General features: G+C 30.1%; 24 protein-coding genes. 9 read left to right on the forward strand and 15 right to left on the reverse strand.

From position 1 onward, the window contains the following. Positions 1-81: 81 nt before the first annotated feature. Complete coding sequence (locus H1R17_RS11385; RefSeq protein WP_163431213.1) at positions 82-363, reverse strand: DUF3817 domain-containing protein; 282 nt, start codon at positions 361-363, stop codon at positions 82-84. A gap of 2 nt (positions 364-365) precedes the next feature. Then, positions 366-722: a hypothetical protein gene (locus tag H1R17_RS11390; RefSeq protein ID WP_163431214.1), complete on the reverse strand. Its 357-nt coding sequence runs from the start codon at positions 720-722 to the stop codon at positions 366-368. Positions 723-864: 142 nt separating this feature from the next. On the opposite strand from H1R17_RS11390, the gene H1R17_RS11395 reads away from it, so the two are divergent. Together H1R17_RS11395 and H1R17_RS11400 are read left to right on the forward strand one after the other, a co-directional pair. Beyond that, entirely contained in the window at positions 865-1,722 is an 858-nt protein-coding gene (locus H1R17_RS11395; RefSeq protein WP_163431215.1) for an EamA family transporter, read from the forward strand. Position 1,723: 1 nt separating this feature from the next. After that, entirely contained in the window at positions 1,724-2,158 is a 435-nt protein-coding gene (locus tag H1R17_RS11400) for an NUDIX hydrolase (protein ID WP_163431216.1), read from the forward strand. A 12-nt stretch (positions 2,159-2,170) separates the two neighbouring features. Here the strand turns inward: H1R17_RS11400 and H1R17_RS11405 are convergent, their stop codons facing one another. Beyond that, positions 2,171-2,791: an L-threonylcarbamoyladenylate synthase gene (locus H1R17_RS11405; RefSeq protein WP_163431217.1), complete on the reverse strand. Its 621-nt coding sequence runs from the start codon at positions 2,789-2,791 to the stop codon at positions 2,171-2,173. Then, positions 2,791-5,124 carry an ATP-dependent helicase gene (locus H1R17_RS11410; protein WP_163431218.1) on the reverse strand — a complete coding sequence of 778 codons (2,334 nt, stop codon included), beginning with the start codon at positions 5,122-5,124 and terminating at the stop codon, positions 2,791-2,793. The genes H1R17_RS11405 and H1R17_RS11410 overlap by 1 nt, the downstream gene beginning before the upstream one ends. Positions 5,125-5,220: 96 nt before the next feature. On the opposite strand from H1R17_RS11410, the gene H1R17_RS11415 reads away from it, so the two are divergent. The 3 genes from H1R17_RS11415 to H1R17_RS11425 all read left to right on the forward strand — a co-directional run bounded on the left by H1R17_RS11415 (position 5,221) and on the right by H1R17_RS11425 (position 7,297). Beyond that, positions 5,221-5,790, forward strand: a complete 570-nt coding sequence (locus H1R17_RS11415) for a hypothetical protein (protein ID WP_163431219.1) — start codon at positions 5,221-5,223, stop codon at positions 5,788-5,790. Positions 5,791-5,831: 41 nt separating this feature from the next. Next, the gene (locus tag H1R17_RS11420) at positions 5,832-6,029 is read left to right on the forward strand and encodes a hypothetical protein (protein ID WP_163431220.1); all 198 of its coding nucleotides are present in this window, start codon (positions 5,832-5,834) and stop codon (positions 6,027-6,029) included. A gap of 68 nt (positions 6,030-6,097) precedes the next feature. After that, positions 6,098-7,297, forward strand: coding sequence for an NAD(P)-dependent oxidoreductase (locus H1R17_RS11425; protein WP_163431221.1), 1,200 nt, complete (start codon positions 6,098-6,100; stop codon positions 7,295-7,297). 93 nt (positions 7,298-7,390) lie between these two features. Here H1R17_RS11425 and pstB read toward each other — a convergent pair whose 3' ends face one another. The 7 genes from pstB to H1R17_RS11460 form a co-directional block, all read right to left on the reverse strand. Beyond that, positions 7,391-8,137, reverse strand: coding sequence for a phosphate ABC transporter ATP-binding protein PstB (gene pstB, locus H1R17_RS11430; RefSeq protein WP_163431222.1), 747 nt, complete (start codon positions 8,135-8,137; stop codon positions 7,391-7,393). Then, on the reverse strand, positions 8,127-8,981 hold the full coding sequence (gene pstA / locus H1R17_RS11435) for a phosphate ABC transporter permease PstA (protein ID WP_163431223.1): 855 nt from the start codon (positions 8,979-8,981) through the stop codon (positions 8,127-8,129). The genes pstB and pstA overlap by 11 nt, the downstream gene beginning before the upstream one ends. After that, positions 8,971-9,861, reverse strand: a complete 891-nt coding sequence (gene pstC, locus H1R17_RS11440) for a phosphate ABC transporter permease subunit PstC (protein ID WP_163431224.1) — start codon at positions 9,859-9,861, stop codon at positions 8,971-8,973. Before pstC ends, pstA begins: the two co-directional genes overlap by 11 nt. Position 9,862: 1 nt before the next feature. After that, positions 9,863-10,702 carry a PstS family phosphate ABC transporter substrate-binding protein gene (locus H1R17_RS11445; protein WP_163431225.1) on the reverse strand — a complete coding sequence of 280 codons (840 nt, stop codon included), beginning with the start codon at positions 10,700-10,702 and terminating at the stop codon, positions 9,863-9,865. Between the two features lie 181 nt (positions 10,703-10,883). Continuing rightward, positions 10,884-12,476, reverse strand: a complete 1,593-nt coding sequence (locus tag H1R17_RS11450) for a beta-carotene 15,15'-monooxygenase (RefSeq protein ID WP_163431226.1) — start codon at positions 12,474-12,476, stop codon at positions 10,884-10,886. Then, positions 12,466-13,518 carry an HlyD family secretion protein gene (locus H1R17_RS11455; protein ID WP_163431227.1) on the reverse strand — a complete coding sequence of 351 codons (1,053 nt, stop codon included), beginning with the start codon at positions 13,516-13,518 and terminating at the stop codon, positions 12,466-12,468. Before H1R17_RS11455 ends, H1R17_RS11450 begins: the two co-directional genes overlap by 11 nt. Positions 13,519-13,520: 2 nt before the next feature. After that, on the reverse strand, positions 13,521-14,837 hold the full coding sequence (locus H1R17_RS11460) for a TolC family protein (RefSeq protein ID WP_163431228.1): 1,317 nt from the start codon (positions 14,835-14,837) through the stop codon (positions 13,521-13,523). Between the two features lie 105 nt (positions 14,838-14,942). Here H1R17_RS11460 and H1R17_RS11465 point away from each other — a divergent pair, with 105 nt between their 5' ends. Further along, complete coding sequence (locus H1R17_RS11465) at positions 14,943-15,734, forward strand: AraC family transcriptional regulator (protein ID WP_163431229.1); 792 nt, start codon at positions 14,943-14,945, stop codon at positions 15,732-15,734. Between the two features lie 32 nt (positions 15,735-15,766). Here the strand turns inward: H1R17_RS11465 and H1R17_RS11470 are convergent, their stop codons facing one another. From H1R17_RS11470 to H1R17_RS11480, 3 genes are read right to left on the reverse strand one after another with little or no spacing between them, the layout of a single operon-like run. Next, positions 15,767-16,510 (reverse strand): SDR family NAD(P)-dependent oxidoreductase, encoded by a 744-nt coding sequence (locus tag H1R17_RS11470; RefSeq protein WP_163431230.1) that lies wholly within the window; start codon positions 16,508-16,510, stop codon positions 15,767-15,769. A gap of 38 nt (positions 16,511-16,548) precedes the next feature. Next, positions 16,549-18,834: a hypothetical protein gene (locus tag H1R17_RS11475; protein WP_163431231.1), complete on the reverse strand. Its 2,286-nt coding sequence runs from the start codon at positions 18,832-18,834 to the stop codon at positions 16,549-16,551. A gap of 47 nt (positions 18,835-18,881) precedes the next feature. Further along, a complete protein-coding gene (locus H1R17_RS11480; protein ID WP_163431232.1) occupies positions 18,882-20,666 on the reverse strand; it encodes an ABC transporter ATP-binding protein in 1,785 nt (594 codons plus the stop codon). Between the two features lie 134 nt (positions 20,667-20,800). Between H1R17_RS11480 and H1R17_RS11485 the strand changes: the two genes are divergently transcribed. After that, positions 20,801-21,685: a helix-turn-helix transcriptional regulator gene (locus H1R17_RS11485; protein WP_163431233.1), complete on the forward strand. Its 885-nt coding sequence runs from the start codon at positions 20,801-20,803 to the stop codon at positions 21,683-21,685. Here the strand turns inward: H1R17_RS11485 and H1R17_RS11490 are convergent, their stop codons facing one another. Further along, complete coding sequence (locus H1R17_RS11490; protein WP_163431234.1) at positions 21,686-22,057, reverse strand: DUF983 domain-containing protein; 372 nt, start codon at positions 22,055-22,057, stop codon at positions 21,686-21,688. A 98-nt stretch (positions 22,058-22,155) separates the two neighbouring features. On the opposite strand from H1R17_RS11490, the gene H1R17_RS11495 reads away from it, so the two are divergent. Continuing rightward, positions 22,156-23,850: an RluA family pseudouridine synthase gene (locus H1R17_RS11495; protein ID WP_163431235.1), complete on the forward strand. Its 1,695-nt coding sequence runs from the start codon at positions 22,156-22,158 to the stop codon at positions 23,848-23,850. A 49-nt stretch (positions 23,851-23,899) separates the two neighbouring features. Next, a complete protein-coding gene (locus H1R17_RS11500; protein ID WP_163431236.1) occupies positions 23,900-25,054 on the forward strand; it encodes a hypothetical protein in 1,155 nt (384 codons plus the stop codon). Positions 25,055-25,098 lie beyond the last annotated feature (44 nt).

Genomic DNA, 25,098 nt, shown 5'->3' on the forward strand with positions numbered 1-25,098 from the left:
TTAATTATTAATAAAAAACAGAATAGTTATTTTTAAATTTTTGGTAAAAGTAATGTATTTTACTTAAATACCAAAATATTTTTAATTTTTTAACCATTTATAGTCTGAATAAAAAGTTCCAAAAGGAAGGAGGGAAGCTATTAAAATTAATCCCAACTTTTTATATGACCAATTATTTTCAAACTTTAAATAAATAGCTAATACAACATACAATACAAAAAGTATGCCATGAACCATACCAATTGGATATAATAATTGTTGGTATAATTCAGGATTGTTTGGTTTATTATATAACATATTATAGAACAAAGCTAAATATGAAATACCTTCTAAGGCAGCTATTAATCTAAAAAAGTTTAACATGATTAAAATTCTTGAAATTGTGTATTGTAATCTTTTAAATCTGCAATGTTATGTTTGTTATTCAAATCTAACATTAAAGACATAAAGTAATTAAAACTCTCAGTGTTTGTGTTAGTTGTTTCAGTAGCTAATTCATCTTCAATTGGCTCATCTGAAGGTATTTGAACAAGAAAATCATTATTACTTTCAATATGTTCATAAGCTAAACGTAAAGCTTTAACCAAAACTGGTTTTTCTTCAAGTAAAGCAAATTCTCTTAATTTTTTAAGTTCAGGAATTAATGTATCGTTATTAAAACCATTTGCAATTACTTCAGCTTGTAGATTTTTAATAATCTTTTGCGCGTTTGAATTTTCCACTTAATTTATTTTTTTAAACAGCGCAAAAATAATGATATTTGTGGAAAAAGAAAAGTTATAACATTTTTTTATCATTATTAAATTGAATTATAATATATATTATGTAAAATAGAAGTAGTTCAGTTTATTTATTACTTTTAATATGTACGCTTTAATAATAAGTTTAATCTCCTCATTATGTGTAGGTTTCTATATAAAAACGTTAAAAATAGCTTCTAGTAAAAACTTATTTTTGCTTGTTATTTTTAATTATATAGTTGCTGTTATATTGAGCTATATTTTCTTCGATATTTCGTTAAATGAAATTGTTTCTAGCAAAATTAATATTGGTTTAGTACTTTTTTTAGGAATTTTAATGCCAAGTGCTTTTTATATCTTAAATAAGTCTTTAAAGACTTCAGGTCTTGCAAAAACCGATATTTTTCAACGTTTATCACTTATAATACCTGTATTATTAAGTTTTTTTATTTTTAATGAAGTTTTTTCAATCAACAAAGCAATTATTATTTTATTATCATTTATTAGCATTTGTTTTTTGTTGTATAAAAAATCCACAAATAATGGAAAATTTAACATAATTTACCTAATTCTAGTATTTTTAATTTATGGGTTAATTGATACTTTATTTAAAATTATTGCTACAAGCAGCTCAACTAAATACACTACTACGCTATTTTTTATCTTTATTTGTTGTACTGTAGTTTCCTTATTATATTATTTTTTCAATAAAGGAAAATCCGATCTAAAGTTTATTTATTTAGGTGCTTTATTAGGTATTCTAAATTTTTGTAACATCTTTTTTTACATGAAAGCCCATACTTATTTTAAAGATAGTCCTACTTTGGTGTTTATAACAATGAATTTAGGTGTTATTATTGGAGGCACTTTAATAGGAAAATATTATTTCAAAGAAAAAATTTCAAAACCTAATGTAATTGGAATTCTTTTAGCTGTTGCAAGTATAATTTTACTAGCTTTGGTACAACTAAATATTTTATAAAATGAAATATACTCCCACCATTTTTGTTACAGTTGATATCACCCTTTTTAGAAAAGTTGAAAACGCTTATGAAATACTACTAATACAGCGTTTAAATAAACCATTTCAAGATTATTGGGCTTTACCTGGCGGATTTGTTGATCAAGGAGAAGATTTAGAAACAGCTGCTAAACGCGAGTTATTTGAAGAAACTGATATACATTTATATCAAGTAAAGCAAATAAAAGCTTACGGAAATCCAACTAGAGATCCTAGAAGTCATACATTATCTGTTGCTTTTTTTGGAGAAATAGATAATTTGGCGCAGGCAAAAGCTAAAGATGATGCAAAAAATGTACAATGGTTTTCTATTGATGGATTACCAATTTTAGCTTTTGATCATGCTGAAATTATTAGAGATGCAATTGAAAAACACATAACAAAACCAGCTTATTAGGCTGGTTTTGTTTTAAAATATATCAATAGATCCTTTACCTTCACGAATTACTTCTGGTTCTGGACCTGTTAAATCTATAATGGTTGATGCCATATTATCACCATATCCTCCATCAATAACAACATCCACTTTGTCTTGCCATTTTTCAAAAATCAATTCAGGATCAGTTGTATATTCAATTAATTCATCCTCATCATAAATAGATGTTGATACTATAGGGTTTCCTAATTGTTTTACCAATTCTAATGCAATTGAGTTATCTGGCACACGAATACCGACTGTTTTTTTCTTTTTAAACTCTTTAGGTAAATTGTTGTTGCCTTCTAAAATAAAAGTATACGGACCTGGCAACGCACGTTTTAAAATTTTAAACGATGGTGTATCTAAACTTTTAACATAGTCTGATATATTACTTAAATCGTTACAAACAAATGAGAAATTAGCCTTTTCAAGCTTAATTCCTTTAATTTTTGCAATACGTTCCAATGCTTTTGTGTTGGTAATATCGCATCCTAAACCATAAACGGTATCGGTTGGGTAAATAACCAAACCACCGTCTTTTAATATTTTTACTACTTTCTGAATTTCCTTTTCGTTCGGGTTTTCAGGATATATTTTTATAAACTTTGCCATTATTCAAGTATGTTAAGTTTTGCAAAACGTAATAAAAGCTTTTTAATACCTCCTACTTCAAATTGTATTTCAGCTTTTTTGTCTGCTCCTACTCCTTCTAAGTTAAGAATTTTTCCTTTACCAAAACGTTCGTGCATAATAATTTGACCTTCTCTTAATTGTATGTTATCATTTGCTGTACTTTTTGACGGAATAGAATTCATATTCTTTAAACGTCTAATGTCGTGATTTGGCTTAGGCTCTTCATTGTCCTGCACCCATTTAGGCGGAGTTCCTGCTGTAGGTTTGGTTTGTCTTAATTTTGATTTGTCAACATCGCCAAAAATATCTTCACTAATGCTTGATTTGTAACGATAATTGGTTTCAGGCTCTGATAAAAACTCGATATACTGCGGATCGATTTCTTGAATAAAACGCGACGGATCACAATCTACCAATTTTCCCCAACGGTATCTAGATAACGCATAGGTTAAATAGGCTTGATGTTCTGCACGTGTTAGAGCAACGTAAAACAACCTACGCTCCTCTTCCAAATCAGCACGCGAATTTACACTCATAGCACTTGGAAAAAGATCTTCTTCCATACCCACCACAAACACAGTAGGAAATTCTAATCCTTTTGCTAAGTGAATGGTCATTAAAGCTACTCTATCATCATCACCTTTATCATTATCTAAATCGGTAGCTAAAGCAACATCTTCTAAAAATTCTGCCAAACTACCACGCGCACCATCTACCTCTTTTTGTCCTTCAGTAAAATCTTTAATACCGTTTAAAAGTTCTTCAATATTATCTAAACGTGTAATACCTTCAGGCGTTCCATCTTTTTTAAGCTCTTGAACCAATCCTGTCTTTTTAACAATATAATCGGTTAAATAGTAGGCATCGTTATTTTGATCAATTACTTGGAAGTTCTTAATCATGGTAACAAAATCGTTGATTTTACTTTTTGTACCCGAGGTTAACTTTAAATCAATCTTATCAATATGCTCCATCACTTCAAAAATACTTCGCTTGTAATGGTTGGCAGCTATATTTAATTTTTCAACGGTTGTATTTCCAATTCCTCTTGTAGGATAATTTATTACACGCACCAAAGCTTCCTCATCTTTTGGATTTACCACCAAACGCAAGTAACTTAATACATCTTTAATTTCTTTACGTTGATAAAACGATAAACCACCATAAATTCGGTACGGAATGTCTTTTTTACGCAGGGCATCTTCCATAGCGCGCGATTGCGCATTGGTTCGATACAAAATAGCAAAATCGCCATTGTTTTTTTGATGCATCATTTTCTCTTCAAAAATAGTTGAAGCTACAAACCTTCCTTCTTCAGCATCGGTAATAGAACGATGTACCTTTATTCTAGGTCCGTCTGCATTTTCTGTCCAAACAACTTTATCAAGCTTGGTTTTATTTTTATCAATAATGGTATTTGCTGCTTCTACAATGTTTTTTGACGAACGATAGTTTTGTTCTAAACGATAGGTTTGCACATTATCAAAATCTTTCTGAAAATTGAAAATATTGTTGATGTTAGCTCCACGAAAAGCATAAATTGATTGCGCATCATCACCAACCACACAAATATTTTGAAAACGATCGGCTAAAGCCTTTACAATCATATATTGAGAGTTGTTGGTATCTTGGTACTCATCAACCATAATATATCTAAAGCGATCTTGATACTTTAATAATACTTCAGGAAAACGAACCAAAAGCTCATTGGTTTTTAATAATAAATCATCAAAATCCATAGCACCTGCCTTAAAACAACGCTCTACATAAGCTTGATACAAATCGCCAATACGTGGTTTTTTTGCCATTGCATCGGCTTCCATCAATTCTGGATTGTTAAAATAGGCACGCACCGTAATCATATTATTTTTATAGTTAGATATTCTATTTAAAACCTCTTTAGGCTTGTAAATATCCTTATCTAATTGCATTTCTTTGATAATTTGACCTATTAAGCGTTGCGAATCTTGCGAATCGTAAATGGTAAAATTGGATGGATATCCTAATTTATCAGCTTCGGCTCTTAAAATTCGAGCAAAAACCGAGTGAAAAGTTCCCATCCATAAATTTTTAGCTTCACTACTACCTACAATTTTAGAGATACGTTCTTTCATTTCTCTTGCTGCTTTGTTGGTAAATGTAAGCGACAATATATTAAACGCATCAACACCCAAGTGCATTAAATAAGCAATACGTAATGTTAAAACGCGTGTTTTACCAGAACCGGCACCGGCAATAATAATCATTGGACCGTTTTTTTGAAGTACTGGCGCGCGTTGTGCTTCGTTTAATTGGTCAATATAGTTTTGCATATGTTTATTTTCAGAAGTAACAAAGTTACTACTACTTAAAATAATCCCCAAATAATATTATTTTAGGTTTATATTTGTGACCTAAAAAAAAGAAAAATGTTTTCAAATTTTACAGTAGATTGGAAAGAATCTCTTATAATTTTATTAGGTTTAGTTGTTATTGTTTTACTTTTTTATGTATTTAATAGAAAAAGTATTGCACGCGAAAAAGAAGCAAGAGAACTATTAAAACAACGTATGGAGCACGATAGATTTCATGCAACACAAGCACAACCAATTGTTGAAAATCGTAAAGCAACGTCACAAATTGTTCAGGCTTATGAACGATTTATTATTTTGATGGAACGCATTGATCTACAAAAATTAGTAACTCGCGTTGCTCCTATTTCTGATTTAAAGCAAGATTATGCATCGTTTTTAATTCAAAATATAGAACAAGAACACGATTTTAATATTTCGCAACAATTATATATTTCAGAAGAAGCTTGGGCGTTAATAGCTACAGCTAAGCAAACTATAATTCAACAAATTTTAAAGACTAGTTTAAAAGAAGATGTTGTAAATGCTACTGATTTACAACAAAAATTACTGCAATTAAAAGAAGCAAACTCTGTAACAGAAATTGCTAAAAACAGATTAAAACAAGAATTTAAAACTTTGGTTTAATTTTTGATTTCAAATAAAATAAATAATTAAAATTTAAAAATATGAGAAAGTTACTAACCATTTTAGGAGTTGCTTTTTTAGCAAGTTGCGAATCTTCTGATACTTGTCATTGTGAAGTTTCTGAAAACATAGGCACTGAAGAAAAACCGCAATTAAGATATATAGGTTCTTTAGATGGTAATTGCGATAAGCAAATAAAAGAAGAGAATAAAGTGTACCAATCGGTAAGTTGTGAATAAAGCGTATCAAATTTGATGCGTTTTTTTTTCGTATATTCGCAATCAATCAAATCAAAAAGTAAGTATATATGAAATTTGGAATTATTCGAGAAGGTAAAAATCCACCAGACAAACGCGTTGTTTTTTCACCTCAAGAACTTTTATCTGTCAAAGAAAATCATCCTGAAGCAACATTTAAAGTACAAACTTCTCCTATTCGTGTTTTTAAAGACGAAGAATACCAAGCACTAGGATTTGAAGTTACTGAAGATATGAGCGATTGTGATATTTTATTTGGAGTAAAAGAAGTTCCTGTGAATGACTTGATTCCAAACAAAACGTACTTCTTCTTTTCGCATACAATTAAAAAACAACAATACAATAAAAAATTATTACAAACTTGTTTAGAACGAAACATTCGTTTAATTGATCACGAAACCTTAGTTGATAAAAACGGACACCGTTTAATTGGTTTTGGAAGATATGCCGGAATAGTTGGTGCTTACAATGCTTTTAGAGCTTTTGGAATAAAATACGAACTTTTCAATTTAAAAAAAGCCGAAGAATTAAAATCTCAAAAAGATCTAATAGAGCGTTTATTAAAACCTTACTTACCTCCTATTAAAGTTGTTTTAACAGGCACAGGAAAAGTTGGAAATGGTGCTAAAGAAATGCTTGATGCTATGAGAATGAAACAAGTAAGCATTGATCAATTTTTAAATAAAGATTTTGATGAACCTGTGTATGTACACATAGATGTTGAAGATTACTACAGAAGAACTGATGGCAAGAAAGGTGATTTTGAAGATTTTAAATCGCACCCAAATGAATATGAAAGTGATTTTGAAAAATTTGCCAATGCAGCCGATATTTTTATAGCTGGTCATTTTTACAAAGATGGATCGCCTAAAATTCTTACCAAAGAAATGTTGAACAATCCAAATAATACAATAAAAGTAGTTGCAGATATTTCTTGTGATATTGATGGACCTATAGATAGTACTATTAGAGTATCAACCATTGCTGATCCTATTTATGGTTATTATCCAAGAGAAAATAAAGAGGTTGATATTGACCACCCAGCTGCTATTGTTGTAATGGCGGTAGATAATTTACCTTGTGAATTACCTAAAGATGCTAGTGAAGGTTTTGGTGAAATGTTTATAAATCATATTATACCTGCCTTTTTTAATAATGATGAAGATGGCATCTTAGAAAGAGGAACTATTTGCGAAAATGGAAAATTAACCAAACGTTTTGATTACTTAAGCGATTTTGTGAATGAATAGACAGAACTATAATTAAAAAGGAAAACCAATTAACTGGTTTTCCTTTTAACACTTTTTGATGCGAAAAAATTAAGGAATAATAAAAAGCGTATTTTATCCAAAATAACCGCTAATATAATTAGCTGTCATTTCGTTTTTAGGGTTATTAAAAATTTGATCTGTAGGTCCTTCTTCTTTCACTTCACCTAGGTACATAAATACTGTTTTATCGGCAATACGTTGTGCTTGTTGCATATTATGCGTTACAATTACAATAGTATATTTTTCTTTTAAGTGCTTAATTAACTCTTCAATTTTCAAAGTACTTACAGGGTCTAGTGCAGAGCAAGGTTCATCCATTAAAATTACTTCAGGTCTAAGGGCAACGGCACGTGCAATACATAAACGTTGTTGTTGACCACCCGATAATCTTGTAGCAGGCATTTTTAAATCGTTTTTTACTTCATCCCACAAATAAGCTTCTTGCAAAGCTTTTTCAACCACATCTTTTCCGTAAGGTAAATTGTTGATTTTTAATCCATAAGCAATATTTTCATAAATACTTTTAGGAAAAGGGTTTGCCTTTTGAAACACCATTCCTATACGTTTACGAATTTCGGTTACAGGTACTGTTTTAGAATATAAATCAAGATCTTCTAATCGTAAAGTTCCATTAATGCGTGCATCTGGAAATAAATCATGCATGCGGTTAAAGCTTCTTAACAAAGTACTTTTTCCACATCCTGATGGTCCAATTAATGCCGTGATTTCTTTTTCTGCGAATGCAACGTTGATATTGTTTAAAACATGTTTCTCTCCGAAACTAATGTTTAGATTTTCTGCTGATAACTTAGTTTTCATTTTTTCTGAATTTATAACGAATATAAAATGCTGTTAAATTTAATAAGAACACCACAATAACAAGTACTAAAGCTGTACCGTATGCAATTGGACGAACTTGATCGATAGATTGATGTTGTGTAGACAACATGTATAAATGATAAGGTAATGCCATGAATTCTTGGTTAAAATATCCTGTACTACCATTGATGTAAAATGCGGCTCCTGTAAATAAGATAGGTGCTGTTTCACCTGCTGCGCGTGATAGTGTTAAAACAACACCTGTTAAAATTCCTGACATTGCTGATGGAATTACAACATCTTTAATAGTTTCAAACTTTGTAGCTCCAACTGCTAAAGCAGCTTCACGGGTACTGTTTGGAATACGTTTTAAAGCTTCTTCAGTTGTAGTAATTACATAAGGTAATGATAACAATCCTAATGTTAAACCTGCTGCAATTAACGAAGTACCAAATTGTAACGCTTGTACAAAAAGTGCCAAACCAAATAATCCGTAGATAATAGAAGGTACTCCTGATAAATTACGTATTGCGGCACGAATTGTTCTTGTTAACCAGTTATTTTCTGCATATTCGTTCAAATAAATAGCACAGCAAATTCCGAAAGGTATGGCAAACAAAGCGGTAATTAATGTTAATAAAACAGTCCCAATGATTGGCGTTAAAATACCTCCTTTTGTCATTCCTTCTGATGGAATTTTAGAAACAAACTCCCATGACAAAGAAGAAGCACCTTTAGATACAATTTCCCATATAATTACAAAAAGGAAAAAGCAAACTATAAGAGTACTAATTAATAAAGTACCCCACTCTATTATTGATGAAAACCTTTTTTTAAACTGCATGATACTTTCTAAATCGGTTAATAAAAAACTCGCCAACTAAATTTGCAAACAATGTCATAAAAAACAAAACAGTTGCAATGGCATATAAAGCGTAGTAATGTGTTGTTTGATAAGGAACTTCGCCCATTTCAATAGCAATAGTAGCTGTCATTGTTTTCACAGAATCAAACATTCCGGTTGGTATTAAAGCAGCATTTCCAGTGGCCATTAAAACAGTCATTGTTTCACCAATAGCTCTACCCACACCTAACATAACTGCGGCAATAATACCTGGAGCAGCTGCGGGAATAATTACTTTACGTAACGTTTGCCATTTGTTAGCACCTACACCGTAACTTGCTTCTTTATAAGCATTTGGCACAGCATGTATTGCATCTTCTGCAACTGTAATAATAGTTGGTAAAGCCATGATAGCTAATAATATAGCACCATTTAATGCATTTAAACCATTAGGTAAATCGGCCATATTTGCAATTCCAGGACTTACAACTACAATTCCTAAGAAACCAATTACTACTGAAGGAATTGCTGCTAGCATTTCAATAGCAGGTTTTAAAATATTTTTTAAACGTGGACCAGCATATTCAGATATAAAAGCTGCTGTACCTATACCTAACGGAATTGCAATAATCATAGCACCAAAAGTTACCATAGTTGTACTAATAATTAAAGGTAACATACCATATTTAGGCTTTTTGGCAGTAGGTGCCCATTCCATTCCTGTAATAAAATCTAACGGTTTAATATCTAAAAAGAATGAAAAAGAATTGTAAACTAGCATGGCAAAAATACCTCCTAATAAAGCCAATACTAGAAAACCAGTTGCTTTAAAAAAAACTTTGAATATTTTATCAATTGTTATTCGTGTTTTGTATCTCATTTTATTTTTTTTCAATTACATAATAACCATGTTCTTCAATCATTTTTTTGCCTTTTGCACTTTTTTCAAAATCAATAAAAGGCTTTACTTTTTCCCAAGAATCAGCTAAAACAAATTGATATAGAGGACGTTGAAAAAAATACAAACTGTTATTAATTGTATTTGGATCGATAGGAGAATAAGCTTCTGAAGTTTTGGTTTCTTTAATTTTTAGAATTTTAAATGCTGTATTTACTGCAGGATCATGCCCTACGTAACCTGCACCAACATATCCAATCCCCGATTTATCGGCTTTTACGCCTTCTAAAATCTGTGCATTTCCTGTCATTTCTTTAGCAGCATTTGAAAACTCAATCTTTAATTTCTTCTTAACAAAAGAATGTGTTCCTGAACTACTTTGACGCCCATAGATGTTGATTGGTAAATTAGAATCGGTAATTTCAGACCAATTGGTAATTTCACCACTTAAAATTTTACCTAAAGTTGGCAAATCAATTTCTGTTAAAGGCAAATCTTTATGTACAATAAAAGCAGTTGCATCTTCTGCAAAAACAACCGTTTTAAGTTCAATATTCATGTCTTTAAATTGTTGTTTTTCTTCATCAGATAACGGTCTAGATGAGTTAGCAATATCTGCCTGCCCGTTTAATAAAGAAGTAATTCCTAATCCTGAGCCACCACCAGATATGGCAATGCTAAACTTAGGATTAATTTCGGTATACTTTTCTGCTAAATTTACAGCTAAATTTACCTCAGTATCAGATCCTTTCATTTTTACAGAACTGTTTTTACTGCATGCAAAAAGAGAAAATATACCTACTACAAACAAAAGTTTTTTCATAAAGTAATTTGAATGTTACATCGGTACAAAATTGGTGTTTAAAGATAAATCGAGTGTTAAAGCAATATTAAGCTAATATTAAGAAGTATTTGCAATGTAAATAAATTGTAAAGAAAATCAATACAAATAGTAAGTTTAAAGTTAAGTGTTACGTAGTTTTAAGTTAATATTAATCAAACTATTAAATAGGTAAAATAGGTCTGATTGCAATTTTAATTTTCTTTTGAAATAGCCAAAATACAATTAAAAAACCAATTACTACTAAAGAAACATACATCATTAGGGTGTAATAATCCATTACTGATCTTAATAAAATGTATTTATTGAGTTCTTTACTTAAAATATTATTTGAAACAGTATCGATTTGTGTTTGATTGAATCCGTTTTTTAGAAGTTTTATCTTTAATGTTTCATATCTGTTTTCAAACATAGGATTTACTTTTTGATAATATTCCATAAATCGATTTTTATGAATTAATGAATGATAAATTGTGTAATAATTTACCAAAATACCACTAACGGTAAATCCTAAGAATCGAACCAATAAACAAAAAGCGGCTGCAGATGGTGCTAAATAATAAGCAACACTTGAAATACAATATAAAATAGTTGGTACCATTATTAAGCCAATACCCAAACCATGCATGAACATAGGTAAAAAGTAATTAGACTCATTTCCATAATAAAACATTTCCTGATTCATTACAAAGTGATAACTAAACAAAGAAGCAAAACCTACTATCCAAACAATAAAAACACTTTTTTTATTAATTAAATGCACGCACGCATAAAACACACCTAAAACAATGCCTATTATATTTACAGCATACATATAGGAAACATGCTTAGGATCCATTCCTAATACGGAACGAAAAAACTGACCAGAGTATGAAAACGAAAATCGACAAATGTACATGAGAAACAAAAGTGAAATGCCAATAATAAATTTATAAAAAGATAAAATCGTTAGATTGATATAAGGTCGTTTTAAAGCATACTGTCTTACTACAAACAAAATGAAACTCGCCAAAGATGCTATAACAATTAGTACTATTTTTTTTGATTGAAACCAATAATACTGTTGTCCAAAAACACTGCAATATCCTAAACCTATTAAAAAAAAGGAAAATAAAAAAAAGCTGGGAAAATCTAACTGTACCAAAGGTGTTGTTCTTATTTCAACATTAATTTTCATAGTAATAAGCACCAATAATAAATTTACTGCGTACGTAAAAACAGCACACTGAAACAATAAATTAAAATTGAAATGATCAATAAAATCTGCTGTTATTAAATTATTGAATGAGCTAGCACAAAGCAACATACCAAAAAACAAACTGTAACTTATTTCTTTAGCTCTAAACGTTTTAATTTTTAACGCCATCATTGATAAATACAAATTAACAGCACTTGCAAAGAGCATTCCTTGAAAAAAACGAGTTAAATATATAATGTACAAATTAGTGCTTTGAAACAATATTAAGCAACAAAGTAATTGTACCAATTGAAAAACAATAAAGTAACGTTTGTATGTAAAATAAGAATAAAACCTGCGTTCTAAACTGTAAAAAGCTACAAAACCCGCATAGTATAAGGTAACCGTAAACTGTACTTGGTTAGGTTCAATACCAAAATACCCCGTTGCTGCAGTAACATTTGCAACAGGCAAGAAAAATAAAATCATGTTGGGGACTAAAAGTACAAACAACAATATTTTAGCCCAAGCTTTTGAAATGTTAGCATTAAAAATGGGACTAATAGTACTATTTTCCATTGCTTTTTACTGTAACTTCAACATTCATTCCTGTTTTAAGCATTTGTAATGTTTGAGCATCAGGGCCTGTAAGTTCAATTTTCACTGGAATTCTTTGTACTATTTTCACAAAGTTTCCTGTAGCATTATCAGGTGCTAATAATGAAAAACTAGAACCTGTACCAGGTGCAAAAGCAATTATTTTTCCGGTAAATTCAATATCTGGAAAAGCATCAGCTACCACCACTACTCTATCATTTATTTTAAATTGAGCTATTTGTGTTTCTTTAAAATTAGCAATAACCCATTTAGGTGTATCATCGTTTACCATGTATGCCAAGTGATCACCCATTTTTATCATTTGCCCTTCTTCAATACTTCTTTTTCCTAAACGTCCGTTATATGGTGCCGTAATAACGGTATAACCAATATCAATGTTTTTACGTTGATGAATTTGATTGAGTCTGTTTTTTTCAGCCGAAATTACTTTTTGAGAGGCTTTAACATCATTAATCTTAGACAAGGCTGCTTTGTATTGTAGTTCAGTTTGATTTAAATTACTTTGAGATACCAAAAGTTGTGCTTTTACTTTTTCAAGTTGTTGTGCTGTTGCCGATTTTCTTTCAAATAATTCTTGATAACGTTGCAGTTCTAATTCTTGTTTCCAAACTTCTGCTTTTTTTGCTTCTAAACTACTTTTTACTTCGTTTGCTTGCTGAAGCAATGTATTTGTTTGACTTTCTAAAACTCCCAAAGAAGCGTTTTGTTTAGCCATATCTGCCTCAACTTCATTAGCTTCTGTAATATATTCTCTATTATCAATTACAAATAGGGTATCGCCTTTCTTTACTTCCTGAAAATCGGTAAAATAAATGGTATCCACATAACCGCCAACTCGTGAAATAATGGGGTTGATATAAGCATTTACCTGAGCATCATTAGTTGACTCATATTTTATCACCGTGAAAAGTTTTATCCCAAACCAAATAAAAACAATAACAACTAAAATCCACGCCAAAAAAGTAGTTGCTTTGGCTAATTTCTTTTTAATTTCTAAATTCATGATTATAAGGTTCCTTGAGTAAACTGAAGTTGGTAATAATTTTTAAAAACATTGACTTGTGCTTGAATCAATTCGAAATTTGATTTCACTACCAGCACATTAGCATCTAATAAATCGGTAATTAAAGCTGTTTGATTAAAGTAAGCATCTTTTAAAATGCGTTCATTTTCAGCAGCATATTTTGTGTTTAATTTAAAAACATCAACATATTTAAGGGCTTCATCAAAAGAAAGATACTCTTTATATAATGCTGTACGTACATCATCATTTACTTTTTCATGATGCATGTGTGCCTGTTCTATGGCTTCCTTGGCTATTTTTTTCTTGTTTTTATTTTTGTATAGTTCTGATAACGAATATGATGCTTTAATACCAACTAAACCCAAATGATACCAAGCATCATTATAAGGATACAGAAAAATTTGAGGATTTGAAAATTGAAAAGATCCTGTTAAACCAATTTTTACATTATTGTTGGCTTTAACTAATTCTAAATTCTTTTCTACAGCTAAAACATGAAAATGCGATTGCTTTTCTGCATAAGCATTGGTTGTTGCTTGTTGTAAAGCCTCTGAAAACAAAGGTAATTTAGGCAAATCATCTATATCAAAAATGGGTTGTACCCATTGCTCATCTTGATTACCAATTAAAACATTTAATTTTTGATTGATTTTTGTCCGTTGATTTTCAATTTCAATCAAAGTCATTTTACGTTTTGATAATTCTAGTTCAGCTCTTAAAACATCACTTTGTAAAATAACGCCTAAATCAAAAAGGTCTTTAATTTCTTTTAATTGATGTTCTTTTTCTTTCATATCAGTCAGTAAAGCAGCTCTTAATTCATCTTGTAAGAATAAATCTAAAAACAGATGAACTGCTTGTAATTTAACCGTAGCTTCTGTTTCTAAAAACAATTCTTTTTGTAAGCAGGCTTCAATTTCTTTAAGCTTGACCGTATTTTTCTTTTTTAAACCTTCGTAAATAGATAAATAGAAATTGGCATTTGTAGCATATAATGTATGAATAACATCATGTTGCGAAGGTTTTTCGAACAATCCACTATCATAAATAGGAAAATTAGTTGCTTTATCTACCGAAGCATTTACAGAAATATCAGGTAATTTGTTGTTTTGAGCATCGTCAACATCAAGAAACGATTGCTCTAATTCATGCTCGGCAATTTTAATTTCTTTACTGTGAACAGCTACTTTCTCTAGAAGTGTGTTAATGGATACCTTTTGTTGATTTTGGTTTTGAGCAAAAAGCACTCCCGTTATCAGATAAAAAATGACGGTAGTAATGCCCGATTTTGTTTTCACAATTAGCTATATTTTTTTGACAAAATTAGAGACAAAACACAAAGACGCGTCACGTAAAAAAGTCAATTATTTATTCAAATCAGCCAAAATATCTATCTTTGTAAAATGAATATAGTTAATACGATTTTTGAAGTAGAATTAGAAAAAGATGCTGTTTTTATAGTACATGAAAAATTTGAAAGAACTTTTAATAAACATCAACATTCTAAAGGGCAATTAAGTTATGTAGAAGATGGAATTGCTTATATATCAATAGAAAATCAACAATTTGTAATACCTGCAAAGCACTTTGTTTGGATTCCTAAAAACGTTCCTCATGAGTTAAAGGTGGCGCATTCTGCCACCCAACTGCATTCTATTTATTTTCCTGTAGTTACAGCAAAAGAAGATTCATTTTATGAGCAATTTGGTATTTATCCAGCCAATGATTTAATTATTGAACTTATTCGTTTTACAGAAAGATGGAACAAACAATCCATTACATCAAAAAATGAATTTTCGGAACTACTTTTTGGACTCTTTCACATATTGTCAGAAGAAAAAAATAAGCAACTTTCTATTATGCTTCCTTTTTCTGAAGATGCTAAAATGATTAAGATTATTGATTATATAGAGCAATATTACGGTACTAATTTATCTATTGAAATGATGACGCAACACTTTAATATGAGCGAAAGAACTTTTACCCGATGGTTTAAAAAAGAATTAGGAATTACCTTTAAACAATATGTAAAATCGGTACGAATTACCAAAGCCATAGAGTTTTTACTGAAAACTAATTTAAGTATTTCTGAAATTGCAAATAAAGTAGGATATGATTCATTACCCTCATTTAGCAAAATTTTTCACGAGTTTACAGGTAAACGTCCACATGAAATGCGAAAAGAGTTAAAATAAAAACACTTGCAATTTTTTGCAAGTGTTTGGGTTTATTCTTTTAAAATGGTGATGCCATCTGCTTGAGCTTTAGGTAAAATAGTAACATCTGCAATTTGCACATGTTTTGGCTGATTTACTACAAAAGCAATATTTTCAGCAATATCTTCGGCTTGTAAAGGTTCATAACCTTGATATACTTTTTCAGCTGTATCAGCATCGCCTTTAAATCGTACCAAAGAAAACTCGGTTTCTACTGCTCCTGGAGCTATTGATGTAACTTTAATTCCTAAAGGTAAAAAATCTAAACGCATACCTTTTGTTAAAGCTTCAACTGCCCATTTAGATGCACAGTAAGTGGTTCCGTTAGTATATACTTGCTTTCCTGCAATGGAAGATAAATTAATAATATGTGCATTTTTTGATTGCTGTAAAAAAGGTAAACATGCGCGTGTAACGTAAATTAATCCTTTTACATTAATATCAATCATGGCATCTAAATCATCTAAATCTGCATCTTGAAAACGCGCCAAACCGTGTGCATTGCCAGCATTATTAATTAAAACATCAATATTTTGCCAATTAACAGGTAAACTCTTAAAAGCAGAAAAAACCTCTTCTTTATTAGCTACATCAAAAGTAAGCAAAAGCGTTTCTGTATTATGCAATTTATTTTGTAATTGTTGTAAGCGTTCTGTACGTCTACCACATAAAATTAAACGATTTCCATTTGCTAATGCCATTGCTGTTGCATAACCAATTCCTGAACTTGCACCTGTAATAACAATTGTTTTCATAAAATTACTTTACTTTTCTGCAAAGTTACATTACATTTTTAAATTACGGTTTGTTTTAATCCTTGCATTATGTTTAACCATAAAAAATTAAAAAACGAACAATCTTTCTTGCGTTCAACTTCTTTAATTTCTGTTTTCCTTAAACCATCCGTATCTGTTCTAATAACCATATTTGCAGCTGCACTAACAAGTTTACGCTCTTTATTTTCTTTATTAAAAACCTTCATTTGTAAATTTGCAAAACTCATTGCAAAATCACCATTAGAAACCGCATTATTACCAGAGAAATTAAAAATCATACGATCAATGGTTCCACTTGCACTTACATTCATATAAGGTTTTAAAAACGGATTCATACCTGTTGCTGGAAAATTATTTAAATCGCCATTAATATTGAATTTATCCGTTTTATCCATGATATCAAAACTCCAACTAGCAACCAATTTTGCTTTGTCCATAAACTGAGTTTGAACATTTATTTGAGTTGTTGGTCCTGAACTACGTTTGTATCCGCTGTAAATATTTTTTGCTGTAATATTAAAGTTTGTAAATGATAGTTTGCCTGGTTGCGCACCACCACCTGCGCCTTCTTCATAGGTAAGGGTAGAATTTTTAATTTTTAAAGTACCAACTTCAAAAGGGAACTTTACATTACGCAGTTTGTAGCTGTATAAATGATTTTCTTTAGGTTCATTAGGAATAGATGCATCACGATAAATTGATGCGTTTACATTATTTATGACTACTTCATTGAATTTAAAATAAAGCTCTTCTTGCTTATCAAACCCCCATTGGTAATTATTAAATTGTATGGCACCCATCGAAACATTGTAATAATCTTCACCATATTTTAAAGTTTTAGCATGCTGACTTCGCGTTAATTTAGGCACCATTTTAAAATCTTTAACTGTTGCATTAGATTGTTTTACAACAATTCCGTTAGAATGTATGGTATAATTTTTACCTGAATCAAATTTTATCTTACCTGTTGAAAGAACAGGATCTTTGTACGAAAAAGGAATTTTAGACAACACCGTTTTATCATTAATTTCAATATTATTTAGTGTTAAATTAAAATCGTCAACAGTTAGTTTGTTTTGTTTTCCTGAAGCATCTTTTAAAACATAATCGGCATCTTTTACAACTAGCTTATTAATTAAAACAACATCGTTTAATTTACTTGGTTCACTTGTTTTTTTGTTAGTACCTTTTTTAGGAATATGAACAAATTGCGGGTTATTTAACTGAAATTCTTCAATTAATAAATGCTCTTGTACCCTATTGGATATTTTCTTTATTTTTATGTTTACATTGTTAACGTCAAGAATTCCTAAAGAATTAAATGACGATTTTTTGATGTTTAATTCGCCAATATCCATTCTAAACGGAATTAAAGGCTGAATGATATTTTCTGCATCCTTTTTTGCTTGTTGAAAAACCGTTTGATTTTTTTGATCTAGAATTCGTACGTTAATAGAATCTATATCAATGGCACCAATATTTACAAAAAGATCTAGTTTATCATATCCCCAATCGGTATTTTTAAGTGCTAGCTTAGGAACTTCAACCAATAAACGAGTATTTGATTCGGTTGCTTTACTTTTAAACTCTTTTCTTGATATATAAGGTTGCAATCTAAAATTATTGATTTCAATATGATCTGTATTAACTTCTATTTTATTAGATTTTACCACTTGCATATCGTTTACAACACTGTAAACCGAATCAATTTTAAATTTATAATCGGTATAGGTAAAAGGAATATCTTTTTTAACGGTATACTGCCCCATATGAATACCGTTAATTTCTGCATTAAAGTTATACACTTCGTGTAATAAAGAATCGCCTTTGGTATTCATCATTTTTACATAAGCGTTTTCGACTTTAATTTTATCAATATCAATAATTTCTGGTAGCTTAGATTCTGATTTTAAGGTATCACGAACTTCTGGTTTTAAAACGGTTATATGCGGACCAATTACTGATATGGTATAAGCTTTTAGATTTTTATTTTTTAAAAGTTCGTAAAAATTAACACCTGTAACACTTATTTTATCAACATCCCCATAAAAATCGATGTCTTTTCTAATATTGGCATTTTTTTTAGGTGTAAGTTTTGCTTTTTCAACAGATAAACTATTACTAAAAACAGAAAAATTCATGTCTTCGTACGTTAAGTCATATGCAGTATCGTTTTTCTCCTCAATGATTTTAGGTAGCTGATTTTTTATGATAATATTGATGGTGATATTTGCAATTACGGCTAATAAAATTAGCGATAAAAAAATAATCCCAATTATCTTTAAAGGTTTAGTAATTTTCATAATAGCAACATTTTTACATAAATGTAACAAAAAATGCAATACAAAAATCAATCATCCTCATAAGTCTTAGCAATTTTTTCAATATTTAAACTACGTGCGCTAGCATCAAAAATCTCTTTGTAAACACCATTTTGTTTGTAAGCTTCTTCATGCGTTCCTGCTTCGGCAATTTTACCTTCTTTCATTGCATAGATAATATCTGCATCAATAATTTGAGAAATACTATGCGAAATAATAACCACCGTACGATTTTTCTTAATAGCATCTAAACTGTTTTTAATTTGCTCTGTTGCAATGGCATCTAAACTTGCAGTAGGCTCGTCTAAGAAAATAATTGGTGGATTTTTTAAAAACATACGCGCAATAGCAATTCGTTGTTGCTGCCCGCCAGATAAAGCTGTTGCTTTCGTATCATACTGATTGGGTAATTTTATAATTTGCTCATGAATGTATGCTTTTTTGGCAGCTTCAATCACCTCTTCATCGGTTGCATTTGTTTTTCCATATCGAATGTTTTCAGCAATAGATCCATTAAAAATGTGATTTTTTTGCAAAACCAAACCAATATTTTCTCTTAAAAAATGAGTATCATAATCGTTTAAAGGAATATCATCTAACAAAATTTCTCCGCTTGAAGGCGTATAAAACTTGTCTAATAAATTAATTATGGTGCTTTTACCAGCGCCCGAAAGTCCAACCAATGCTGTAATTTTATTGGCTTGAATGTTCATGTTGATGTTAAAAAGCGCTTTGGTACCATTGGGATATGCAAATGAAACGTCTTTTAATTCAAAATTTCCTTTTAGTGATTCATTTTTAAAAGAACCCGATTTTTCTGTTTGCTCTTCGGCATTAATAATTTCAAAATAACTTTCAGAATAAATCATAGCGTCATTCATTTCATCGTAAATTCTATGCAATTGTCTAATTGGTGCCGATACGTTGTTGAATAATAATATATGAAACATAATAGAACCTATTGACATAGAGCCGTTTAAAACAAAATATGCTGTAAGAATAATGATAATTACAATACCAAATTGCTCAATAAATGATTTTAATCCATCAAAAAAGAAACTGGTTTTACGGGTTTGTAACTGATTATTAGTAAGTTCGTTTTGTAAATTGCGTTGTTTTTCAGATTCAATTTGTTCTCTATTAAACGATTTAATAACGGTTATAGCATCAATAATACTAATAATACCTTGAGATTTAGATTCGCGAAAACCACGTAAATTTCTTCGCCAACCACTCAATTTTTCTGCTTGTTTCTTAGTAACTATAAAATAAATAGGCACAATACACAAACCTACCAAGCCTACATAAAAATTAGCCTGAAACATAAAAAACAAAGCAACAAATGCATTGGCAAACAATGGTAAAATGTCTATAAAAAAGTTTTGTACCAAACGCGTAAGGCTCTCAATTCCTCTATCAATACGTGTTTGTAAACGTCCGGCTTCATTGTCATTATCTGTAAAAAAAGATAATTTATAGGTTAATATTTTATCAACAATGCTTTGCGCAAGATCTTTAGATATGTAAATACGTAGTTTTTCGCCGTAGTATTTTTGTCCAAAAGTGATAAACGCATTTAAAATTTCTTTTAAAATTAAAACGATTGATATAAAAAGAAGTAATTTTAAACCAAGTTGCAATGCATTAGGTTTTGCTGAAATAAGCGTAATTTCGTCAACCGTATAACGCAATATCCAAGCATTTATTTGGGCAGTTAATGAACCTACAAAAGTTAATAAAAGTGTACCAATTACCAACTTTCTGTAAGGTTTTACATACGGTCGTAAATGAGTAAATAAAGTAGTAACTTGCATTTTTTATTTAAAAATAAAAAAGATTGCTGAGAAAACCCCAACAATCTTTAAAAATAAATATGAAATTCAAAGTCTTATTTAAGAAATATAAATGTACTGATTATTAATCAATTAAAAAAATAAATTTTTAATAAATGTCTGAAATTCAATTATTAGGCTTAAAAGATTTTAAAAACAAAAATGTAGACGAACAGTTTTACACCAATACTATTCCCAAACATTTGCAAAATAATCACTCGCGTATTGAAAAAGCACATAAGCATAATTTCTACGCTGTTTTTTTATTTACTAAAGGTTTTGGAACGCACGAAATTGATTTTAATAAGTACGAAGTAAAACCAGGATCTGTCTTTTTTTTATATCCAGGGCAAACACATAGTTGGGAACTTTCAGATGATATTGATGGATATTTATTTTTTCATTCAGAAGAATTTTATGAAATAAATTATGTTCGAAATTCAATTAAAGATTATCCTTTTTTTGAATCAAACACTACTGAAAAATGCGTGCATTTAAATTTGGAACAAAAAGAATTTATTGAAAAAATATTTGTTAGTATTTATCAAGAAAGCTTACAAAATCAATGGAAAAAAAAGCAGTTAATACTAAGTTATTTAACACAATTATACATCCATTTAAACAGATATATTGAAACACACAGTGCCATAAACTTTACAGAATTAAGACATTATCAATCATTATTTGCAAAGTTTGAAAAACTGGTTGATCAATACTTTAGTACTATTAAATCGGCAACACAATATGCTGATTTACTAAGTATTACACAAAAACACTTAAACAGAATCGTTAAGTCTATTTCTGGTAAAACAACCACTGATATAATAACAGATCGCGTTATTTTAGAAGCAAAAAGACAACTTTTGTATACCAACAATTCATTAAATGAGATTGCTACCGATTTAGGTTTTGATGATTATACTTATTTTTCTAAAAACTTTAAAAAAAGAGTGGCAATGAAACCATCCGATTTTAGAAAACTTTATAAAGAAGAAGAGTAGTTATTTTTGAACTTCCCCCTCTTCTTCTTTTTCGTAAAATAAATTCAACCACATTAATCGTGAAATTCTAAAATTGAAAGTTGATAATAGAAAAACTACTACTATAACTGCAAAAAACATTTTTAGAAAACCAACACCAGCTAGTAAACCTAAAACAAAAACACTAACCATTTCAGCAACAGTCAATGCATAGCTCATGTACATTGCGCCAAAATAAAACCCTGGCTCGCGATGAAAAGAATAGTTACACTTATGACACTTTTCATGCATAACAGGCATTTTAAAAATTAAGGGATTTCCTTTTTCTTTAAAAACTTTTGTTTCACCACAATTGGGACATGTGCCTTTTAAAACATTAGATACGTATGACATTTCTTCTTATTTTTGTACAAAGATACAGCATAAATCAAAGCTATTGCTATCTAAAAAGCGCAAATAGTTGCAATATTCAGACATTAATATAATTTACAATGTTATTTCATTCAAAAGATACAACTTCGTGTTTTATTCCATTTTCAGAAGATGTTTCCAAAATAGAACTTCCTGAAAAACTTAATTTTCCTTTTTATTACAAGGTTCATCCTTTATGTGAAATAGCTGCAAATGAAGTTCAAAGATACTTAGAAAACGAGTTTAATTCTGAGCATAATTTTGGATTAGATGCTACTAATGAATTATTACCTATTGGAAAAATGTTTGGGGTTTTAGTTGTTGAAAAAGAGGGTGTTTTGGGTTATTTAGCAGCATATTCAGGTAAATTGGCTAATAGTAACTCAGTTGCATTTTTTGTTCCTCCCGTGTTTGATATGTTGCATGAAGATGGTTATTTTTTAATGAAAGAGAAAGACTTAAATGCCATTAATAGTGAAATTAATAACCTAGAAAACAATACTGATTTATTGGATTTAGAACAAAAAATAAAAACGTATCAAGTTGAAAGTGATCAAAAAATTACTGCTTTTAAACATGAAATGAAGCTTAAGAAAGAACAACGAAAAATGGTTCGTGAGAACCAAATAGGAAGCCTTTCTACAACAGATTTTGATGCTTTACAAAAAGAACTAGTCAAACAAAGTTTATATGATAAACATTTACTTAAAACTTTAAGTAATGAACATCAATCAACTATTAATGAATTAGTTATTAAAAAACATGAATTTGAAAAAATAATTCAAAATCTTAAAGAAGAACGTAAAGTAAAGTCAAATCATTTGCAACAATGGTTATTTACCAATTACACCTTTTTAAATGCAAAACATCAATTAAAATCGTTAAAAAGTATTTTTGAAAATTCATTACATGGTTTACCACCTGCGGGTGCAGGAGAATGTTGTGCACCCAAATTATTTCAATATGCTTATAAACATAATTTAAAACCAGTTGCATTAGCAGAATTTTGGTGGGGACAATCTCCAAAATCCGAAATTAGAAAACACAAGCAATATTATCCTTCTTGTTGGGGTAAATGCGAGCCTATTTTAGGTCATATGCTACAAGGTTTGGAAGTGGAAGAAAATCCTTTTTTAAAGAATCCTGCAGAAGGTAAAAAATTAGACATTATTTATGACGATCCTTATTTAGTTGTAGTAAACAAACCTGCAGAATTTTTGTCTGTTCCTGGAATTCATATATCAGACTCTGTTTATCAACGCATTAAAAATCGTTACCCGCATGCTACCGGGCCCTTAATAGTGCATCGTTTAGATATGTCTACATCAGGCATAATGGTTCTAGCAAAAAATAAAGATGTACATGAAAATTTACAAAAACAATTTATTAAGCGTAAGGTAGCTAAAAAATATATAGCTCTTTTAGATGGCTTAGTGAGTGAGAATGAAGGAACTATTGATCTTCCTTTGCGAGGCGATTTAGACGATAGACCAAGACAAATGGTTTGTTATGAATATGGAAAAAAATCGCAAACAAAGTTCAAAGTTCTTGCAACAAACGTAAACGAAACTAGAATTGAATTTACACCTATTACGGGTAGAACGCATCAATTACGTATGCATTCCGCCCATATATTAGGTTTAAATGTACCTATTAAAGGCGATGATTTATATGGTACTAAGGCAGATAGATTGCATTTGCATGCTTTTTCCCTTGGTTTTTATCATCCAATATCAAAAGAATGGGTTGTTTTTGAAGTAGCCCCTGATTTTTAAACAAGCTTACAAAGTTTTTGTACCTTTGTTTAAGACTTAAAAGAAATGTATGTATACAGTAGAAGTTAAGAATGCAAAGACCAAAAAGCAATTTTTGAACTTTCCTATAAAACTATATGCCCAAGATAAAAACTGGATTCAGCCTTTAAATCAAGATATTGAAAAAGTTTTTGATCCAACTAAAAATAAATTATTTCAAAGAGGTGGAAAAGCTATTCGCTGGAATTTATTTAATGGAAGCGATGAAATGATTGGACGTATTGCAGCGTTTGTCAACCCAAAGTACGAAGGAAAAGCACCTATTGGTGGAATTGGTTTTTTTGAGTGTATTGATGACCAAACAGCTGCCAACTATTTGTTTGATCAGGCAAAAAAATGGTTGCAATCTCATAATATGGAAACAATGGATGGTCCTATTAATTTTGGAGAGCGCGATCAATGGTGGGGTTTGTTAGTAGAAGGTTTTTATGAGCCTTTATACAACATGAACTACAATTTCCCCTACTATGTTGAATTATTTGAAAATTATGGCTTTAAAACCTACTTTAATCAAGAATGTTTTGCGTTGCCTATCACACAAAAGTTACAACCTAAATTACATGAACGTCATGATGTTATTGCTAAAAACAGCGATTTTAGAGCTGAGTATTTGAATATTAACGATCTTGATAAATATGTAGCCGATTTTGTTTTTGTGTATAACAAAGCTTGGGCTTCACATGGTGGTGGAAAAGATATGAGTTTATCTCAAGGAAAACTTATTTTTAAAACAATGAAACCTGTTATAGACCCTAAAATAGTTTGGTTTGTTTATTATCAAAACAAACCTGTAGCTTTTTGGCTTAACCTTCCTGACTTAAACCAATACTTTAAGCATCTTAATGGAAAGTTTGGTTTATTTCAAAAGATAAAATTTATGTATTATAAGTTATTTCATAAAAGTAAACGTGTTGTAGGTGTTGCTTTTGGAGTGGTACCAGAATGGCAAGGAAAAGGCGTAGATAATTATATGGTAATTGAAGGACAAAAAGTAATGGCTTCTCAATTATCTTATACTGATTATGAAATGCAGTGGATAGGTGATTTTAATCCTAAAATGATTAATGTAGCTAAAGGTCTTGGCGCTGATTTAAGTAGAAAACTAAGAACTTATCGATACCATTTTGATGAAACTAAACCAGTGGAAAGACATAGAAATATATAAAAAATGTTCCCAAAAAATATTTTTTGGGAACATTAAAATTTATT

The sequence above is a fragment of the Flavobacterium sp. xlx-214 genome, assembly GCF_013874595.1.
Lineage (GTDB): Bacteria > Bacteroidota > Bacteroidia > Flavobacteriales > Flavobacteriaceae > Flavobacterium.

Excerpts from the sequence above, each read along its gene's own strand:
- H1R17_RS11385 (WP_163431213.1), bottom strand. The coding sequence starts at position 363 with ATGTTAAACTTTTTTAGATTAATAGCTGCCTTAGAAGGTATTTCATAT.
- H1R17_RS11490 (WP_163431234.1), bottom strand. The coding sequence starts at position 22,057 with ATGTCATACGTATCTAATGTTTTAAAAGGCACATGTCCCAATTGTGGT.
- H1R17_RS11455 (WP_163431227.1), bottom strand. The coding sequence starts at position 13,518 with ATGAATTTAGAAATTAAAAAGAAATTAGCCAAAGCAACTACTTTTTTG.
- H1R17_RS11500 (WP_163431236.1), top strand. The coding sequence starts at position 23,900 with ATGTATACAGTAGAAGTTAAGAATGCAAAGACCAAAAAGCAATTTTTG.
- H1R17_RS11450 (WP_163431226.1), bottom strand. The coding sequence starts at position 12,476 with ATGGAAAATAGTACTATTAGTCCCATTTTTAATGCTAACATTTCAAAA.
- H1R17_RS11395 (WP_163431215.1), top strand. The coding sequence starts at position 865 with ATGTACGCTTTAATAATAAGTTTAATCTCCTCATTATGTGTAGGTTTC.
- pstC (WP_163431224.1), bottom strand. The coding sequence starts at position 9,861 with ATGAGATACAAAACACGAATAACAATTGATAAAATATTCAAAGTTTTT.
- H1R17_RS11480 (WP_163431232.1), bottom strand. The coding sequence starts at position 20,666 with ATGCAAGTTACTACTTTATTTACTCATTTACGACCGTATGTAAAACCT.
- H1R17_RS11485 (WP_163431233.1), top strand. The coding sequence starts at position 20,801 with ATGTCTGAAATTCAATTATTAGGCTTAAAAGATTTTAAAAACAAAAAT.
- H1R17_RS11475 (WP_163431231.1), bottom strand. The coding sequence starts at position 18,834 with ATGAAAATTACTAAACCTTTAAAGATAATTGGGATTATTTTTTTATCG.
- H1R17_RS11420 (WP_163431220.1), top strand. The coding sequence starts at position 5,832 with ATGAGAAAGTTACTAACCATTTTAGGAGTTGCTTTTTTAGCAAGTTGC.
- H1R17_RS11415 (WP_163431219.1), top strand. The coding sequence starts at position 5,221 with ATGTTTTCAAATTTTACAGTAGATTGGAAAGAATCTCTTATAATTTTA.
- pstA (WP_163431223.1), bottom strand. The coding sequence starts at position 8,981 with ATGCAGTTTAAAAAAAGGTTTTCATCAATAATAGAGTGGGGTACTTTA.
- H1R17_RS11465 (WP_163431229.1), top strand. The coding sequence starts at position 14,943 with ATGAATATAGTTAATACGATTTTTGAAGTAGAATTAGAAAAAGATGCT.
- H1R17_RS11405 (WP_163431217.1), bottom strand. The coding sequence starts at position 2,791 with ATGGCAAAGTTTATAAAAATATATCCTGAAAACCCGAACGAAAAGGAA.
- H1R17_RS11470 (WP_163431230.1), bottom strand. The coding sequence starts at position 16,510 with ATGAAAACAATTGTTATTACAGGTGCAAGTTCAGGAATTGGTTATGCA.
- H1R17_RS11400 (WP_163431216.1), top strand. The coding sequence starts at position 1,724 with ATGAAATATACTCCCACCATTTTTGTTACAGTTGATATCACCCTTTTT.
- H1R17_RS11445 (WP_163431225.1), bottom strand. The coding sequence starts at position 10,702 with ATGAAAAAACTTTTGTTTGTAGTAGGTATATTTTCTCTTTTTGCATGC.
- H1R17_RS11495 (WP_163431235.1), top strand. The coding sequence starts at position 22,156 with ATGTTATTTCATTCAAAAGATACAACTTCGTGTTTTATTCCATTTTCA.
- pstB (WP_163431222.1), bottom strand. The coding sequence starts at position 8,137 with ATGAAAACTAAGTTATCAGCAGAAAATCTAAACATTAGTTTCGGAGAG.
- H1R17_RS11410 (WP_163431218.1), bottom strand. The coding sequence starts at position 5,124 with ATGCAAAACTATATTGACCAATTAAACGAAGCACAACGCGCGCCAGTA.
- H1R17_RS11425 (WP_163431221.1), top strand. The coding sequence starts at position 6,098 with ATGAAATTTGGAATTATTCGAGAAGGTAAAAATCCACCAGACAAACGC.